This window comes from Iodobacter fluviatilis (assembly GCF_004194535.1).
Taxonomy (GTDB): domain Bacteria; phylum Pseudomonadota; class Gammaproteobacteria; order Burkholderiales; family Chitinibacteraceae; genus Iodobacter; species Iodobacter fluviatilis_A.
Window position 1 is genome coordinate 639,533 of the sequence record NZ_CP025781.1, and the last position, 17,166, is coordinate 656,698.

Genomic DNA, 17,166 nt, shown 5'->3' on the forward strand with positions numbered 1-17,166 from the left:
TTCATGACATTTAGGAATGAAGTGGTAAGAATACATCGCTTGAACCTAAACGCAAATCGTCACAGACTGAAAACTTGGACTAATTGCATTTGAGTAAGGCAGGCCGTGCCCTAAGGGTAATGCAAGACCTACTGAATTCCTTCCCTCTCCCCTTATAGGAGAAGGATTGGTGGAGAGGGGTAAAAGCCCCAACAGATGTTTTTCAAATTAAAAGGGTAATACAAAAATGGATCGCACTTCTTTTGATACCACCGCCATCGAAACCACGCAGCTAGGGCAATTGCTGCTGCGGGTTGCGGGTTCAGCCAAGACCCAGCAACTCTTTGCCATGATTGAAGTCGATCCACGCCTACTTGGCCCCACTAGCAATCAAGTCAGCCGTGCTGTGCTGGCGCAAGCCATGAATATGATGCTGTTTGCACAAAACCTAAGTGCAGTGCCAGAAGGCGCACGTTATGTGGCAGAAAAGCTAGCCGCAGGCAGCAAAGTGGTGTTTGATCACGGCGCGCTGCGCACAGTAGATGCCGCGCGCACCGGTGCTTTGCCACATGGACAGCAAGCATTTAAACGGATTTTAGAACCACTGGGCTTTGCGGTTGCCCATGTTTATCCACTTAAAAAACTAAAAATGACCGGCCGTGCATACTGCCATATTGATTTCCCTGAAGTAATTTCACAGTTTTTTGTATCCGAGCTACACGTTGAACAGTTTTCTATTAACTTTCAAGTGGCAGCCGAACGCATCGTACATAAATCACGCGATCCCTTAGAGCCACAGCACCACAGCCTGCTGCTGCAATTAGCCAGCCAAAAAGAATTAAGCTTTGATGATGCCGCCGTCTTGCTCCCTGCCTTAGTGGGCTGTTTTGATGTGCAGCACGAAGCGCCACATTTAGTGGATTATGAAACTGTACTGGCCGAATCAGCAGAAATGGCGTGGATCAGCACCGAAGGCAATCGCTTTAACCACGCCACCGACCGTGTACCCCATGTAATAGAGCTGGCCGACGAATTGCGGGTAAAAGGCTATCCCATCAAAGACAGCGTAGAAATATCAGGCTCTGGTGCAGTAAGGCAAACCGCGCTTAAAGCCGCCATGGTGCAGCGTGTTTTTCTTGATGAAAAAAACCACCCAATCACCCGCACCGTACCCGGCTCCTTCTACGAATTTATCAGCCGAGATAAACTACCCGATAGCGCACAGCTGGATCTGCGCTTTGATGCCTCCAATGCTCAAGGTATTTTTAAGATGACAGCGGCAAATTAACCGCTAAAAAATCTAAGCATTGCCCACAGTCAGTATAAAGTGGGCACTTTTTTGTGCCCGCGCGTCAATGAGCTACTTTGCCGCGAGGGCAAGATAAAGCCCCTTGCCCACACCCTACTCCTAAGGCGGGTATGACGTGTCTCTCCCCTCCACAACCACCTCCATGCCCACTCCATGATCCCTCGCCTCAGCAAAACACCGGCCCCAGCCTCTATCTACCTCGATTTTATTGCCGAGCTGCGTTTACGCGGCTTTGCTGGGGAAATCAGCGCCGCGCTGGCTGATCGCACTGTGCTAGCAACGGATAATTCGATTTATCAACTATTGCCACAGGCCGTGGTTTTCCCCAAGCACCAAAACGATGTGATCCGCGTGGTTAAGCTTGCCAGCGAGCCACGCTTCCATCCCATCAAGCTTTATCCACGGGGCGGTGGTACCGGCACAAACGGACAATCTTTGGGTGATGGGCTGGTCGTTGATCTATCCAAAAATATGAACACTATTCTGGAAATCAACGCAGATGAGCGCTGGGTACGAGTAGAAACCGGCGTAGTTAAAGATCAACTCAATAAAGAGTTGGCCAAGCACGGGCTGTTTTTTGCCCCTGAATTATCCACCTCCAACCGCGCCACCATTGGCGGCATGATTAATACCGATGCCAGCGGCCAAGGTTCCTGCCTTTACGGCAAAACACGCGATCATGTGTTAGAGCTTGCTACGGTTTTCCTCGACGGTACGCTCTGGCGCTCGCAGCCTATACACGATGAGCTGCTGCTGCAAATTTGCAAGCAAGACGATACAGTTGGCCATGTACACGGCCTGATTACACAAATTTATAGAGATCATAGCGAGCAAATCAGTGCCACCTTTCCCAAACTAAACCGCTGCCTAACCGGCTACGATTTAGCCCATATCAGAAATAGCGACGGCCAATTTGATCTCAATGCTATTTTGTGTGGATCAGAAGGCACGCTGGGGCTGATTGTAGAAGCCAAGCTCAATGTACTGCCGCTACCCAAATACAGCGCACTGATTAATATTCGCTACACAAGCTTTGATGCCGCGCTGCGCGATGCCCCGCAGCTGATGGCGCTGGGTGCGGCCTCGATCGAGACCGTTGACTCCACCATTTTGCAGCTGGCCAAGGGAGATCTCATCTGGCAAGGTATTGCTGGTTTTTTCCCTGAAGACGGCGAACCTGCGCTAGGGATTAATTTACTTGAAGTACTCAGCAACGATGAAGCCGATCTCACCGCACAAATTGCCCATATCGAACAAGGCTTGGGCCATAGCCGCTTTACCGTGGCACGAGGTGATGCGGAGGTAAAACGCATCTGGGGAATGCGTAAAAAGTCGGTTGGGCTATTAGCGAACAGAGCCGGTGAAGCCCGGCCCATTCCCTTTGTGGAAGACACCGCCGTACCGCCCGAGCACCTTGCCGATTATATTGCCGAGTTTCGCGCTCTGCTTGATGCGCACGGGCTGTTTTACGGCATGTTTGGCCATGTGGATGCTGGTGTGCTGCACGTTCGCCCCGCCATCGATATGAAAGACCCCAGCTCGCTGGCCTTAGTGCGGCAGATCAGTGATGGTGTGGCGGCGCTAACGCAAAAATATCATGGCGTTTTGTGGGGCGAGCACGGCAAGGGGCTGCGCAGCGAATACGCACCGGCTTTTTTTGGCAAGCTCTACCCCTGCATACAGCAGATCAAGCAGGTGTTCGATCCGCATAACCAACTCAACCCTGGCAAAATCGCCACGCCATCAGCCGATGAAGCGCTGCTTAAAATCGACGCCGTGCCAACCCGTGGCCAGTATGATAGACAAATCCCAATTCATATCCGCAAAGATTACGAAGGGGCACTGCACTGCAATGGCAACGGTGCTTGTTATAACTTCGACCCTGACGACGCCATGTGCCCATCGTGGAAAGCCACTCGCGAGCGCCGCCATTCTCCTAAAGGGCGCGCCTCTTTGATGCGTGAATGGCTACGGCAGTTGGCAGAAGTAGGCGTGGACCCTAGCAAAACTCAGCCTGCCAGTTGGCCACGCCGCTTCATCAATAGCCTGAATAAAAAAGGGGACTTTTCAGCAGAAGTTATGGAAGCCATGAACGGCTGCCTAGCGTGTAAATCCTGTGCAGGGCAATGCCCAGTTAAGGTGGATATTCCGGCGCTACGCTCACAATTTATGCATCTTTATTACGGCCGCTATGTGCGCCCCGCCAAGGATTATCTGGTGGCCAGCCTAGAGGCCACGCTGCCACTGCTAGCAAAAATGCCACGTCTATACAACAGGCTAGTAAGCCATCCCTTATCAAAAAAGCTGCAAAAACAGTTTAATTTGGTGGAAAGCCCGCAGCTGAGCGGCATTGATCTACAGGCTGCCTTATTGCACCGTGGCTTTGCCATTGCAAGCGCAAATACGCCAAATACCCCTGGCTCCGTGATTATCGTGCAGGATGCGTTTACCAGCTTTTTTGAAACGCAGCTAGTGCTGGATGTGTTTGAGCTACTGAAAAAACTCGGCTTCAACCCGCTACTCGCGCCCTACAGACCCAATGGAAAACCGCTGCATGTAAACGGCTTTTTGCCGCAGTTTGCTCGCCTTGCCGCAGATAACAGCAAGATGCTGCAAGCACTGGCCCAAAGTGGCATACCGCTGGTGGGGATCGATCCTTCCATGACGCTAACTTACCGCAGCGAATACGCCAAAACACTGGCAAATCCGCCCCAAGTCGCCCTGCTACAAGAGTGGTTGGTAGAAGCGCTAGCCAAGCGCCCCGCAACACCCGCCCATACCGCGCAAAGCTTTACCCTGCTACCGCATTGCAGCGAAAAAACCAATGTCGCCAGCGCATATAGCGATTGGGATAAAATCTTCAACGCCCTAGGCCATCGCCTTGCCACCCAAGCGGCAGGTTGCTGCGGCATGGCGGGCACGTTTGGGCACGAGGCAGATCATAGAGTGATGTCAGAGCAAATTTACGCCCAGAGCTGGGGTAAAATTGTGGCGCAGCACGCTGAGGTGAATTCAAATCAATCCAAGCTGCTTGCCACCGGTTATTCCTGCCGTTGCCAAGCAAAGCTGATCGATCAAGCCACGCTACGCCACCCTGTGCAGGCATTGCTGGCAACACTCGAATGATTGAGCTAAGGGGCGGCTACTAATGATGGGGCATAGCAGCCGTCGCTTAGTAACTTAATGCCATTTCACCCAAGCTCAGTAGCAAGCCATCCCGCGTTGAAACAACGCACAGCGCTTGCCAATCTTGCAGCACCGCCAATATATTGGGGTGCAACTTTTGCCTCCCCCCTATTTGCACCACTTGGCAGCCTGCGGCCAGAGCACTAGCAATACCCGCTGGCGCATCTTCAAAAACGATACAATCCTGCGGCGCAAAATTAAGGCGGCTAGCGGCTAGGCGATACGCTTCAGGATCTGGTTTACCCACGCTCACATCTTCTGCACAAACAATATGAGCAGGAATAGGCAGCTGACAATGGCTCAGGCGATTACTGGCCAGTTGCAAGCCAGCCGAAGTCACCACCGTCCAGCGATGGCTTGGGAGCGCTGCTAAAAATTGCGTCGCCCCTAAGATCTGCACCACGCCCGTGCAATCATCCGCCTCGTACTGATCCACCCACCGCCCTTCTGCAACGCAATCTAAATGCGGGGCAACGCGGCGAATGGTGTCTTCTGAACGCACACCCTGCTGAATCGCCATTACCCTGGCAAAATCAATATCATGACGCTGGCACCACGCCGACCAAACTTCAGCCACCTTGCTCGATGAATCTACCAGTGTGCCATCCATATCAAATAACAAAGCCTGCGCATTTAAAAACATCATCTGACTGCTCCTGTAAATAAAACCATTCTGCCCGATCTCTTTACAGCAAAGTTCCAGATCTGGCTGCATTTCTTCTACAATCAGCTCATAAATCAGAACGGTGGATCAAAATGCTAGTAAGGGAGTGGGTTGGAAATACACAGGGGCAAGGTTGGCAGTATTTATACTCCCAAGATCAGCTCTGCCCGTTTCAATGGCATTACCACCCTGAATTTGAGCTGACCTTTACCCAACACGCCCAAGGAATACGCTATATCGGCAGCGATGCCAGCCCATTTGGCCTGCTCGATTTAGCGCTCGTTGCGCCCAATCAGCCCCATACTTGGCACTCCAGCCCAGAAGGGGGCTTAAAAGAAGTGCAAGTGGCCTACTTTACTTTGGGATGGTTACAAACACTGGCTGCCCAAGGCGCGCCCGAGCTCTACTCTCTTTGCCAGTGGCTAAAACAAATCCACACAGGCGTAATTTTTAGCCCCAGCGTTTGCCAAGAATTAGCACCTCAGTTTGCGCTATTGCATACCTTGCGCGGGCTGGCACGCTTAAGCTGCTTATTGGATATCCTAGCCCGCCTACAGCAAGATTCAGAAATGCGTCTCTTACAAGGGGAGCTACATAATGGTGATCGGCGTTTAAACGATGCCTTAAGTTATTTGCAAGCGCATTACACCCAACGCCCTACTCTGGACGATTTAGCCCTTGCGGCCAAAGCCAGCAGCGCCACCATCAAACGGCTTTTTGCCGAGCAAATGCAAACTAGCTTTAGTGCGCTGCTGGTGCAGCTGCGTATTGGCAAAGCCTGCCAACTTTTACTACACAGCAAGCAATCCATTCCTGCCATAGCTCAAGCCAGTGGTTTTCCTACCTTGAGCCAGTTTTATCGTAAATTTGTAGAGCTAAAAGGCTGCACACCAGCAAGCTACCGCAAGCAATACCGACTGCCTTAAGCACACGCATCATTTTTACGGCTGCATTCTGTTCCGCAAAATACACAAACTACACCCTGATTTATGCAGATCATCTCAACAGCATTATGGATTACTTACTTAAAGGACATAATTGCCACTATCAATTTCAGATTAGTCATACTCACAATATAAGGAAAAAGCATGAAACGTCTAATCCCCACTCTAGTGCTCGTAATATGCACAATTCAACTTAATCCAGCCTATGCTTTTTCTTTATTTAGTAAAACCATCCAAGGCTCTGGGCATCTAGAAAAACAAACGCGAATGCTGCCTGCATTTAATCGTATTGATAGTGAAACAACTGGCCGCGTAGAAATCATTCAAGGTAATCAAGAAAGCATCACAATTGAAAGTGACGATAATATTATTCCCGCCATTGAAACCGTTGTAGAAAATGGCGGGCTTAAAATTAGGCACAAGCGCATTGATTTAAATACCAAAACACTGAATATTATTGTGCGCGTCAAAGAGCTAAAGAGCATTAACTTAGCAGGCTCTGGCTCTATTTATGCCAAACCGCTCACGGCTAAAAAACTAACCATTAATACGGCAGGCTCAGGCACAGTAGAACTAAGCAAGCTAGATGTGAGTAATGTTAGTGTGAACTTAGGCGGCTCGGGCAGCGTACAGGTTCAAGAGCTGCAAAGTAGCGATTTAGATGTTTCACTGGGGGCAGTGGCTCATTTAAATCTGCAGGCAATGTCAATATATTAACGATTTCAATGGGTGGCTCTGGCCAAATTGATACGATGCAATTAAAAGCCAAGATTGTGAAGCTAAGCATGGCGGGATCTGGACAAGTTATTGTTGCCGCTAAAGACCAGCTCAGTGCCAGCGTTGCAGGCTCAGGCCATATTCAATACTACGGTGATCCACAAACACATTTATCTATGATGGGATCAGCCACTTTAAAACGAATGGGTGCATTTCCTATTTAATAAACCTAAAGGCTTAAGCATTGGTAGGCTAGCAGCCTGTCGGACTTAAGCGATCGTAGCGAGGGGAAGTCCGGTTTGAGGCAGATTTCGCCGGTTTTTGAGGCGAATAGCTGGCTATTTAACGAAAAAATGCGTTGAATATGGCCAAATCCAACTTTTCCGAAGTAGGTCAGTCTTAAGTCCGACAGGCTGCTAGGCACGTTTTTCTGCCCACGCAGTGCCATCGGCGTGGGCAAGATAAATCGCTTTTGCCCGCCCTACAAGAATCCATCCAATGACATACGCTTAAATTACTAGGATTGCCTACACCATTCTCATGTGATAAAAGTGTTTGCGGAGGTTTTTGCCTGATGTGCCACGATATTTTGACGATACGATCCATCCGAAAAACAACAAAATACAGGACGTCAATTTAAACGTGCGTCAATATCAAGACAACAACAATCAGGACGTGAATCCTTTGCCACCTGTTCACAAGGGCGGGGTGACTGAGCACTTTCAGGACGAAGTGGGTAGTGTAAATCATACATCTATGCCCGAACCTGAGCATGTCATTGCGCACCAACCATCAAAACCGAGCATTGACATCCCTGAAATACCCTGAAATGGAGACCATGATCAATGCGCAATACCCCTCATGTCACAGGAGCACATTGACAATATTGCCTGAGGCCTCTGCAAACAAAAGTAAAAACCTACTTTTGTTTGGATTTAGAAATTTTTATAGAGAAACCTTATAAAAATTTAATAACAAAAACAAAGAAAAACCAAATTGACCGTCAAATTTTTATAAGTGACTTCCTTATTTCTGTAAGAAAAAATATCAATGCAGAAGTCTATTTTTAAAAAAAGACTTGGTATATAACCAATTTTTTTTGATTAACAATCAAACACATATCCAAATCTTAATCAAGAGGAGAGGTCCAATTGTCAAGTTTCATCCCTAATGTCAAACCATAAAGCGCCAAAGTATCTTTGATTTCTTGAACGGTCTTTCTACCTGAAAAACTTTCAATTTCCTGTTCCGTAAGTTGAACTAATTCACCAATCAAGTGAATTCTCTCTGCCCTCAAATAACTCATTGTACGAACCGTCATATCCAAATCATCTGCGGGTAGATTTAATGTTACATCAAGTGGTGCATTGACATCGATAACCATGATAACCCCTCATAAAATATTATTGAAAACAAAGCGTTTGATGATATTATATTACAAGATAAATATTATCAATACGCAAAAAACCACCAAACAAGCGTTAAAATGCGCATCCAGCCATTATTCGGATTACAGCCTTGTCTTATCTCGCTTTTATTACCGTGGTTTGGGCTTTATCATTTAATTTGATTGGGATGTTTCTAGCTGGCCATGTGGATAGCGATTTTGCCGTGCTAAGCCGAGTTGCCATTGCTGGGCTGGTGTTCCTACCCTTTACTCGGTGGTATGGGATTAGTACTCTGCGTAAATTAGGCACAATGGCCACCGGCGCTTTGCAATTTGGCATTACTTATCTCTGCCTTTACCGATCATTTCAATTTTTAAGCGTGGCCGAAGTATTGCTGTTTACTATTTTTACCCCCATTTATATCACCCTACTCGATGACTTATGCCAAAAGCGCTTTAATTCACGCGCATTAGCTGCGGCTTTGATTGCTGTGCTAGGCTCATTGGTGATTCGCTACAATCAGATTGATACCCATGCCTTAAATGGCTTTTTATTATTACAATTTGCCAATATTACCTTTGCTGCGGGGCAAGTGGGCTATCGCTACCTAAACCAGCATTACCCTGATCAACAGCCGCAATCAGCCAGCTTTGGCTATTTCTTTTTAGGCGCACTATTGATTGCCCTGCCATCTTATTTAATTTTTGGCAACCCAGCAAAGCTACCGCAGCATCTTGAAGAGTTTGCGACACTAGGATTTTTAGGTTTAATTTCATCCGCACTGGGCTTTTACTGGTGGAATAAAGGCGCATGCAAAGTAGATGCGGGCACTTTAGGCACCATGAATAATATGCATATCCCCGTAGGAATTGTGATTAATTTATTATTTTGGCATCAGCAACAAGATATGCCTCGCCTATTGATAGGAGGCATCATCATGTTGCTGGCTTTATTGATTAATAAATCAGCGTGGCAAAATAAAGCCCGCTAAATTATTTTTCCAACTCAGGGAATAGCATGTCCGTATAGCCAAAATGGCTTAAATCACGGATGCGCTGCGGATATAAAATACCATTTAAATGATCACACTCATGCTGCACCACGCGGGCATGAAAACCGCTCACACTGCGATCAATGGCCTGCCCGTAGATATCAAAGCCTTGATAGCGCAGTTGGGTAAACCGTGGCACTTCTCCGCGTAAGCCTGGCACAGATAAACACCCTTCCCAGCCTTCTGCTAACTCATCACTAAGTGGCGTAAGCACAGGATTAATCAATACCGTCATGGGTACTGCAGCCTCATCAGGGTAACGCTCGCTGGCATCAAAACCAAAAATAACTACTTGCAGGCTTACGCCAATCTGCGGAGCTGCAATGCCTACCCCACCGCTATCGTGCATGGTATCAAACATATCCACCAGTAAAGCATGCAACTCTGGCATATCAAACGCCTCCACAGGCAAAGCTTGCGCCTGTAGCAAGGGATGCCCCATCTTTAAAATAGAACGAATAGCCATGTATCAATCCTTTGATTTAGACAGGTGGCAAGTGATTTGTGCTTATCTAAGCGCGTATCTGATTAAGCCACCCGTTTATTAAGCTTAATGTCAGGATTATACTCGAATCCGCCTACTTAACGGCTAAAAACGCCGCGTTTCACCTGCCCTACTATGACCAATCACGCGATATAATTAAGCCCCCTAGCAAGGCATCCCCCTGTTAAAATCAAACCGCTAACAAGGCTTGGCGCTACGGTTTAAATAATATTAATTCATTGAAATAGAAAAAATCCCCATGAAATATACCGCACTGTTTTTACTCTTATTTTTATCCGCCTGTGGCTCATCCGCAGTAGATGATGCAAGCGACATTATCAAAACCACCTTAAAAAAACCTAAAAGCTTTGTATTAACCGATGGCAATGTCATTTGGCAGAGCACGCTTGCGGATAAAGCAATAATTGTAAAAGTCAATTACACCGCTCAAAATGGTTTAAACCAAGTGATTAAAGAGTGTAAATACGTGTCGTTTTATCAGCAAGATGGTAAAAGCAAATGGCAAGAAAATGGCGGAATTGAAAACTGCATAGCCGCAGGGGCAAGGAAGAATTGCAGGCTTTAGAAATACTTAAAAAAATCAATGCATTTAAGTGATGAATATTAATCAATATCGTGCTGCTGCAAAGCCCAGCCAACATGCTCTCTGACTAAAGCACTCGCATCGTCTTGCCTACTATTTAGTGCGGTAATCACTTCAGGGGATGTTGGGGCGTTACCTAGGCCTACGGCCATATTTCTAAGCCATTGCTCGTAACCAATACGGTAAATCGCACTGCCAGCCATTTTTTGTTTGAAATCTGCCTCGCTCCAAGCAAAAAGCTCCACCAGCGTGACATCATCTAGGCCGTGACGCACATGAAAATCGCCCTCTTTTGTGTCTACCGCAAAGCGATTCCACGGGCAAACCATTTGGCAATCGTCGCAGCCGTAAACGCGATTCCCCAGCATGGGGCGAAATTCTTCGGGGATGCTGCCTTTTAATTCAATGGTTAAATAAGAAATACAGCGCCGCGCATCCACTTTATATGGCGCAACAATAGCGCCCGTTGGGCAAGCGGTGATGCAGCGCGTGCAGCGCCCACAGTGCTCTTCCTCTTGGGGCGGATCGGGTGGTAGCGGTAAATCAGTAAATAACTCGCCAATAAAAAAATAAGAGCCGTAATCGCGGTTAATTAATAAGGTATGTTTACCCCGCCAGCCTTGCCCTGCCTGCTTTGCAATTTCTACCTCTAGCACGGGCGCTGAATCAACAAATACCCGATGCCCAAATGGGCCGATTTCTGAAGCAAGCCTATCGGCTAACTGCTGTAAGCGTCCCTTTAATACCTTATGATAATCGCGCCCTAGCGCGTAACGAGAAAGGTAAGCTTTATTGGAATCAAGTAAAATAGCTTCCGAATTAGCCGCTCCCGGTGGTAAATAAGGCAGAAAAACAGAAATAAGTGAAATAGTGCCGGGGTGTAATTCTGCAGGTCTAGCACGTTTCATACCGTGCCTTGCCATATAATCCATCTCGCCATGAAAGCCTGCGTCTAGCCATTCTTGTAAGCCCGCTTCGGCGTGGCTTAAATCAATCCCGGTGATGCCGGCACGGGTAAAGCCCAATTCTTGCGCCCACGCTTTAATCTGCTGGGCCAGCGCTTGGTAATCTAATGAATGCTGCAATATCGTCATAATCAACTTAATAAATATAAAGGGCGAGCAAAGATGGTTTACCTTGCCCACGCGGGTGCATCGCTTAAGCCGATGTAAGGCAGTTTTTTAATCATCTAATCAATGTAGAGCCATATGCATAATGATACCGACTTCAGCTGCTTTTTGCCGGATGAGGAAGCCACGCTGGCATTGGGCGCACGTTTAGCCTTAAGCGTATCGCCCGCCATGGTGATTTTTTTAGAAGGCAATCTGGGCGCGGGTAAAACAACGCTTAGCCGTGGCCTATTGCGTGGGCTTGGTTTTGCTGGCCGAGTAAAAAGCCCCACCTATACGCTAGTTGAACCTTATACTGTTTCTAACTTATACTTATATCACTTTGATTTGTATAGATTTAATGATGCCAGCGAATGGGAAGATGCTGGCTTTAGAGACTATTTTAATGCCGAATCCATCTGCCTGATCGAATGGGCAGACAAGGCCGAAGGTCTCTTGCCAGTCCCTGATTGGATCATTACTTTAACGCCCGAACACGATGGCCGTCTGGCCCATATCCAAGCATTTAGTGAGCAAGGCCGAACATGCCTCAATCGTCTTTACCCTTAGATTTAGCGCTACCCAGCTTAAACCGCCGCGATATCTTACGTGGCGCTAGCGCTAGTCTGCTGTTGGCCGTTACCCCGCTGGGCTTTGCCTCGCCTGCCGCCAGCGTGGTAGCGGTACGGGTTTGGCCAGCGCAGGCCTATACCCGTGTGACCATCGAATCAACCGTTGCCCTCACCTTTAAGCAGTTTTCGCTTAAAGACCCTGAGCGCTTGGTGGTTGATCTAGAAGGCATTGATATCAATAACGAATTGCAAAGCCTATCCAGCAAAGTGGGCGGCGATGATCCCTATATTCAGCAGTTGCGCGCAGCGCGCAATAAACCCGGTACAGTACGCCTCGTCTTAGATTTAAAAGCAGAAATCAAACCACAGATTTTCACGCTAAACCCTGTCGGCGAATACAAGCACCGCTTGGTGATTGATCTCTACCCCGCATTGCAAAACGATCCGCTCCTCGCGTTTTTGGACGATCAAAATTCGGATAGTAAACTTGCGCCGCCAGCCCAAGCACCAGCGGTAAATAAACCTGAGCCTGAAAACAATCCGGTTGATCGCAGCAAAATGAAGGTTGACCGGCTCATTACCGTGGTACTTGATCCTGGCCACGGCGGTGAAGACCCAGGCGCAGTGGGGCCCGGCGGCAACCATGAAAAAACCGTCGTACTTGCGATTGCCAAAAAGCTTAAATCTTTATTAGAGAACGAGCCAAATATGCGTGTCGTGCTTACCCGCGACGGCGATTTCTTTGTACCACTTGGGGTGCGCGTCAAAAAAGCCCGTGCAGTGCAGGCTGATTTATTTGTCTCCATCCACGCTGACGCCTTTACCCGGCCCGATGCAAACGGCTCATCGGTGTTTATGCTTTCTGAAAAAGGGGCCAGTAGCTCAGCCGCCCGCTGGCTGGCACAAACGCAGAATGATGCCGACTTGATCGGTGGGATAAAAATCGATGTAAAAGACAAAGCGCTGGCACATACCTTGATGGATTTAACCCAAACGGCCACCAATAACGACAGCATGAAACTAGCAAAATCAATGCTAGGTGAGATCGGCAACATCAACCGCTTACACAAACAAAACGTTGAGTTGGCGGGCTTTGCCGTGCTTAAAGCACCAGATATTCCATCTATTTTGGTTGAAACCGCATTTATCTCTAACCCGCAAGAAGAACAAAAACTGATCGACGAAGCCTACCAACAAAAAATGGCCAACGCCCTGCATAAAGGCATTAAGCGTTACTTCGCCAAAAATCCACCGCTGCCAAAAACCAGAATGGCGCAGAGCTAAGCAAGTAAAGGTGGGCAACATGCCCGCCTTTACTGATGGCTTTACGCAAAGTGCCGGCATCATTCTCCTAGCAGCCTGTCGGACTTAAGACTGATCTACTACGGAAAAGCCGGATTTGGCCATATTTCACGCATTTTCTCGTTGAATAGCCAGCTATTCGCCTCAAAAACCCATGAAATCTGTCTCAAACCGGTCTTTCCCTCGCTACGATCGCTTAAGGTCGACAGGCTGCTAGCTTTCATGTTGTTTGCAACAGCTTTCTCCTGCATTCTTGACCATACCAGCCAAAACGCTTAAATTGCAGCTTCCATCCACCGACTAAGGAAAAGCCATGAAAACATTTGCGCCTATTCTCCTTACGGTCGGATTCTGATTAGCTAGTCTCTAAGCCCTTTTGTAGATATCCGACCGATACCGCGTCTTGCCCGCAACCGCTGGCGCTTTTATCTCGTCTTTTGGATATCTATATCTTGATAGAAAACATCGATATTGCACAATTACGTGCTATTGGTTTTGATTCGCACGTTTTACAAACCCTCAGCAGCTTAGACCCCCAGCCACAGCAGCAGCTTGGCCGAGTGATTAATATTCAGCGCGATCATCTGCAGCTACACAATGGCCTGCATGAAATATCGGCTCAATTATTGCCTGCACTGCAGCAGCAATTACAGGCCAGTGGCGACACACTAGCGGTGGGTGATTGGGTGTTATTTCAAAGCGCCACTGCACGCATCACCCAGATTTTGCCCGCAAAAAACCGCCTCTGCCGCCGCAATAGCGATGGGCATCGGCAAGCCTTAGTCGCCAATATTGACGTGGCACTGCTGGTGATGGGGCTGGATCACGATTTTAATTTACGCCGCTTAGATCGCTATCTCACTCTGTGCCTAACTAACGAAGTCACCCCACTACTGGTACTGACTAAGGCCGATTGCACGGCGCAGGCTACAGAAAAAATGGCCCAAGCACGCCGCCATTTACCGCCACATCTTGGCCTACTTTCTATCGATGGCCGAGCGAATGCGGCCAGAGAGACACTTAATCCTTGGCTAACGGCGGGACAAACGGTGGTGTTACTTGGCTCATCGGGAGCAGGGAAAAGCACGCTGACCAATACCCTGCTCAATACCGCCGTGCAAGAAACCGGCGCAGTGCGGCTTGATGATAGCCGTGGCCGCCACACCACCACCTCGCGCAGCCTACATCTTTGCCCAAATGGCGTGTGCATTATTGATACGCCGGGTTTGCGCACGCTACAGCTAGATAGTGATGAAGCAGGAATTTACGCCGCGTTTACCGATATCACCACATTGGCGCTAGATTGCCGCTTTAGGGATTGCCAGCACAGGGACGAACCAAATTGCGCGGTACGTGCCCACATTAACCCTGATCGGCTTAAAAGCTTTCATAAACTACTTAGAGAGCTAAGCCGCGAAACCATGACAGTCTTGCAAAAACACGCCCAGCTTGCGCAGTGGAAAACGGTGAGTAAAGGCAGCAGAGCGCGGCGAAAAGCCAGCTAGCTTAAGGCTAGATGCCGCGTACTTTATGGCAGTGCACCATTGTGACTAATCAAAAAATAAACGCCAAAATCCGCTACACTTCGGCCTCTTTCACTTTTGACTATTTGCAATGAATGCACTGCTTATGATCGCCATCACTACCGGCGTTCTTTCTGGATTATGGGGATGGCTAGCGTTTAGTTTTAGCCTAATAAGCTGGGCAGGTTTTTTAGGCTGCACGGTGTATTTTGCCTGCCCACAAGGCGGGCTACGCGGCCTGCTGCTGAGCTTATGTAGCTGTGGCAGTGGCGTATTTTGGGCGATGATCATGATCCACGTCGGCCCCTTAGCGCCGCAATTTTTGGGCTATGCCATAACGGGCATCGTGGCATTTTTAATGTGCATACAAGCCAAGCTGCGCTGGCTAGGTTTTATACCCGGCACCTTTATTGGCGCTTGCGCCACCTTTGCAGGCGATGGCCATTGGCAACTCGTTAGTGCATCACTTTTAGTTGGTCTGCTATTGGGCTACGCCATGAAAAACAGCGGCTTATGGCTAGCAGCATACTTTTCACGCTAAACGCTACATATACGGCACTCGCAAAATAAAGCATCAGCAATGCCATTATTTCCTTAAAACAAGCCATCATCGCTCTTACATCGGCCTATACTAAAGACGTACCTTGCGCTCGCAAGGACATAAAAGGATAGATAGCCATGAGCAAGTCTAAACAATCCGTTAAAGAAACCAAGAAACAACCCCTGCACAGCGCCAAAGAAAAAAAAGCCGCTAAACAAGTTAAAAAACACGCAGGTGATAGCGTGCCGATGTTGACCACATAATTGCGCCGCACTCTCATCACCCCTTTGCCATGATTAACTCGTCAATGCTAAAGACATTGCCAATATGGGGGCGTTCGATATCGAACGCCACGCCATAACACTATTAAAGGCTTGGTTTTTTGGGCCGATTATTACCACTGCTCGCATTACCCGCACCAATACATTCCCAATACTGAGTACGCAGTGCATAGTTTTCTGAGGATTTAATCCAAATTATTCTTGGCTATGCGCAATTGTGAATGAAACGTCAACAAACCCTCGTGCGCCATGCATTCCCTGTTCGATATTTAGCCAAGTGCCTACGTGCTCTACTAAATCGCTGGAATAAGCACATACGCGGCCTTGCCTTGGCGCTTTGCTTCATTACATAGCACTATCTGCGGCACTTAATAAATCACTAAGCGCCAGACCATCCTACGGAAAAAAACCAGCCCCATGCTGGCAACAATAACTAGCTTTTGCTCATCCAGCTAAATTGGCTACGATAACGCTTTTAATTTTTATTTGCGGCTACAAAGCCTTCACTTTGAGAGGTAAGATCGTAAACCCCAACATAAAGACCGCTTAACGACCAAGGGATCACGCCGCTTTCCACCAAAGGTGCCACTCTGGATTATCGCAAACACGTTTTTAAGGCGATGGATTACATCAGCCAACATCTTGAACAAAACCCAACGCTCGATGAAGTCGCTGAATTGGCTGCGCTTTCTAGCTTTCATTTTCACCGAATTTTCAAAGCCACAGCGGGGGAAACGCTGGCTAACTTCACGCGTCGCTTACGGCTGGAGCGCGCGGCGGGGCGGCTTGTAAGCAGCCCCAGCACCGATATCACCACCTTGGCCATGATGTATGGATTTTCTAGCGCTCAAAATTTTGCCAAGGCTTTTCGCCAGCACTTTGCCACCACACCTTCTGCCTATCGCTTGCAAGCCAAGCAGAAAAGCAAGATTGGAAACGCCCGCAGCGGCGAAGATGATTATGATTGCCAGGTCTTGTCATGGGGCGCGGGCCCCGAGCAATCTAACTTGCTGCAAAGTGTACGTATCGAAAAAGTGGCGGCTTTTCAGGTGATCTATATGCGCCAGCTTGGCAGTTATGGCCGAGAGCGCTGTGAACAAACACATCGTGATTTGCTATCCCTCCTTGGCCACAGCGAAGAATCTACTCCAGCAGGCACGCTCAGCCTGTATTGGGATGACCCTGAAATCACCGAGAAAGCACATTGCCGTACCGATGTTTGCATCGTACTGGATGGCCCTATGCCAGCAAACCGCTGGCTTGCAACTCAGCTTATCGCAGCGGGCCGATATTTAGTTTGCAGCTTTGCATGTAATGAGGCCTCGCTTGCGCTGACTTGGGAAATCGCCTTTCGCTATTTAGTGGCAAAAGGCTTGGCTTGCGCTGATCTGCCTTGCTACGAGCGCTACGACGCAGCAACCAATCAGGCCCGTGATCATTACGCCTTTGACATTTATATCCCGCTAACTTCTCGCTAGCGGGGCTCTATTTACCAACAAGCTCAACCTTGCA

General features: G+C 48.3%; 18 protein-coding genes. 14 read left to right on the top strand and 4 right to left on the bottom strand.

Annotated elements, in window-relative coordinates:
• Window positions 1-226: 226 nt before the first annotated feature.
• Both C1H71_RS02675 and ydiJ read left to right on the top strand, forming a co-directional pair.
• Entirely contained in the window at window positions 227-1,267 is a 1,041-nt protein-coding gene (locus tag C1H71_RS02675) for a DUF1338 domain-containing protein (protein WP_130105190.1), read from the top strand.
• Window positions 1,268-1,441: 174 nt separating this feature from the next.
• Window positions 1,442-4,414, top strand: coding sequence for a D-2-hydroxyglutarate dehydrogenase YdiJ (gene ydiJ, locus C1H71_RS02680; protein WP_130105191.1), 2,973 nt, complete (start codon window positions 1,442-1,444; stop codon window positions 4,412-4,414).
• Between the two features lie 46 nt (window positions 4,415-4,460).
• On the opposite strand, the gene C1H71_RS02685 is transcribed toward ydiJ, so the two are convergent.
• Window positions 4,461-5,120, bottom strand: a complete 660-nt coding sequence (locus tag C1H71_RS02685; RefSeq protein ID WP_130105192.1) for an HAD-IA family hydrolase — start codon at window positions 5,118-5,120, stop codon at window positions 4,461-4,463.
• Between the two features lie 110 nt (window positions 5,121-5,230).
• On the opposite strand from C1H71_RS02685, the gene C1H71_RS02690 reads away from it, so the two are divergent.
• The 4 genes from C1H71_RS02690 to C1H71_RS02705 all read left to right on the top strand — a co-directional run bounded on the left by C1H71_RS02690 (window position 5,231) and on the right by C1H71_RS02705 (window position 7,627).
• Entirely contained in the window at window positions 5,231-6,064 is an 834-nt protein-coding gene (locus tag C1H71_RS02690; protein ID WP_130105193.1) for a helix-turn-helix domain-containing protein, read from the top strand.
• A 162-nt stretch (window positions 6,065-6,226) separates the two neighbouring features.
• The gene (locus tag C1H71_RS02695) at window positions 6,227-6,799 is read left to right on the top strand and encodes a GIN domain-containing protein (protein WP_130105194.1); all 573 of its coding nucleotides are present in this window, start codon (window positions 6,227-6,229) and stop codon (window positions 6,797-6,799) included.
• A gap of 8 nt (window positions 6,800-6,807) precedes the next feature.
• Window positions 6,808-7,023, top strand: coding sequence for a DUF2807 domain-containing protein (locus C1H71_RS02700; protein WP_262488377.1), 216 nt, complete (start codon window positions 6,808-6,810; stop codon window positions 7,021-7,023).
• A gap of 343 nt (window positions 7,024-7,366) precedes the next feature.
• Window positions 7,367-7,627: a hypothetical protein gene (locus C1H71_RS02705; protein ID WP_130105196.1), complete on the top strand. Its 261-nt coding sequence runs from the start codon at window positions 7,367-7,369 to the stop codon at window positions 7,625-7,627.
• 301 nt (window positions 7,628-7,928) lie between these two features.
• On the opposite strand, the gene C1H71_RS02710 is transcribed toward C1H71_RS02705, so the two are convergent.
• Window positions 7,929-8,183 (bottom strand): DNA-directed RNA polymerase subunit alpha C-terminal domain-containing protein, encoded by a 255-nt coding sequence (locus tag C1H71_RS02710; RefSeq protein ID WP_130105197.1) that lies wholly within the window; start codon window positions 8,181-8,183, stop codon window positions 7,929-7,931.
• A 134-nt stretch (window positions 8,184-8,317) separates the two neighbouring features.
• Here C1H71_RS02710 and C1H71_RS02715 point away from each other — a divergent pair, with 134 nt between their 5' ends.
• Window positions 8,318-9,178, top strand: coding sequence for a DMT family transporter (locus C1H71_RS02715; protein ID WP_130105198.1), 861 nt, complete (start codon window positions 8,318-8,320; stop codon window positions 9,176-9,178).
• A 1-nt stretch (window position 9,179) separates the two neighbouring features.
• On the opposite strand, the gene def is transcribed toward C1H71_RS02715, so the two are convergent.
• Window positions 9,180-9,704 carry a peptide deformylase gene (gene def, locus C1H71_RS02720; RefSeq protein WP_130105199.1) on the bottom strand — a complete coding sequence of 175 codons (525 nt, stop codon included), beginning with the start codon at window positions 9,702-9,704 and terminating at the stop codon, window positions 9,180-9,182.
• Window positions 9,705-9,981: 277 nt separating this feature from the next.
• Between def and C1H71_RS02725 the strand changes: the two genes are divergently transcribed.
• Window positions 9,982-10,308 (top strand): hypothetical protein, encoded by a 327-nt coding sequence (locus tag C1H71_RS02725; protein WP_130105200.1) that lies wholly within the window; start codon window positions 9,982-9,984, stop codon window positions 10,306-10,308.
• Between the two features lie 38 nt (window positions 10,309-10,346).
• Here C1H71_RS02725 and queG read toward each other — a convergent pair whose 3' ends face one another.
• On the bottom strand, window positions 10,347-11,420 hold the full coding sequence (queG, locus tag C1H71_RS02730; protein WP_130105201.1) for a tRNA epoxyqueuosine(34) reductase QueG: 1,074 nt from the start codon (window positions 11,418-11,420) through the stop codon (window positions 10,347-10,349).
• 114 nt (window positions 11,421-11,534) lie between these two features.
• On the opposite strand from queG, the gene tsaE reads away from it, so the two are divergent.
• The 6 genes from tsaE to C1H71_RS02755 all read left to right on the top strand — a co-directional run bounded on the left by tsaE (window position 11,535) and on the right by C1H71_RS02755 (window position 17,132).
• Window positions 11,535-12,005, top strand: coding sequence for a tRNA (adenosine(37)-N6)-threonylcarbamoyltransferase complex ATPase subunit type 1 TsaE (gene tsaE, locus C1H71_RS02735; RefSeq protein WP_130105202.1), 471 nt, complete (start codon window positions 11,535-11,537; stop codon window positions 12,003-12,005).
• Window positions 11,981-13,291 (top strand): N-acetylmuramoyl-L-alanine amidase, encoded by a 1,311-nt coding sequence (locus tag C1H71_RS02740; RefSeq protein ID WP_130105203.1) that lies wholly within the window; start codon window positions 11,981-11,983, stop codon window positions 13,289-13,291. Before tsaE ends, C1H71_RS02740 begins: the two co-directional genes overlap by 25 nt.
• A 470-nt stretch (window positions 13,292-13,761) precedes the next feature.
• Window positions 13,762-14,814, top strand: coding sequence for a ribosome small subunit-dependent GTPase A (gene rsgA / locus C1H71_RS02745; protein ID WP_223145969.1), 1,053 nt, complete (start codon window positions 13,762-13,764; stop codon window positions 14,812-14,814).
• Window positions 14,815-14,923: 109 nt separating this feature from the next.
• Entirely contained in the window at window positions 14,924-15,373 is a 450-nt protein-coding gene (locus C1H71_RS02750; protein ID WP_130105204.1) for a DUF1097 domain-containing protein, read from the top strand.
• Window positions 15,374-15,510: 137 nt separating this feature from the next.
• The gene (locus C1H71_RS21235) at window positions 15,511-15,636 is read left to right on the top strand and encodes a hypothetical protein (RefSeq protein ID WP_262488378.1); all 126 of its coding nucleotides are present in this window, start codon (window positions 15,511-15,513) and stop codon (window positions 15,634-15,636) included.
• Window positions 15,637-16,274: 638 nt separating this feature from the next.
• Complete coding sequence (locus C1H71_RS02755) at window positions 16,275-17,132, top strand: AraC family transcriptional regulator (RefSeq protein ID WP_130105205.1); 858 nt, start codon at window positions 16,275-16,277, stop codon at window positions 17,130-17,132.
• Window positions 17,133-17,166 lie beyond the last annotated feature (34 nt).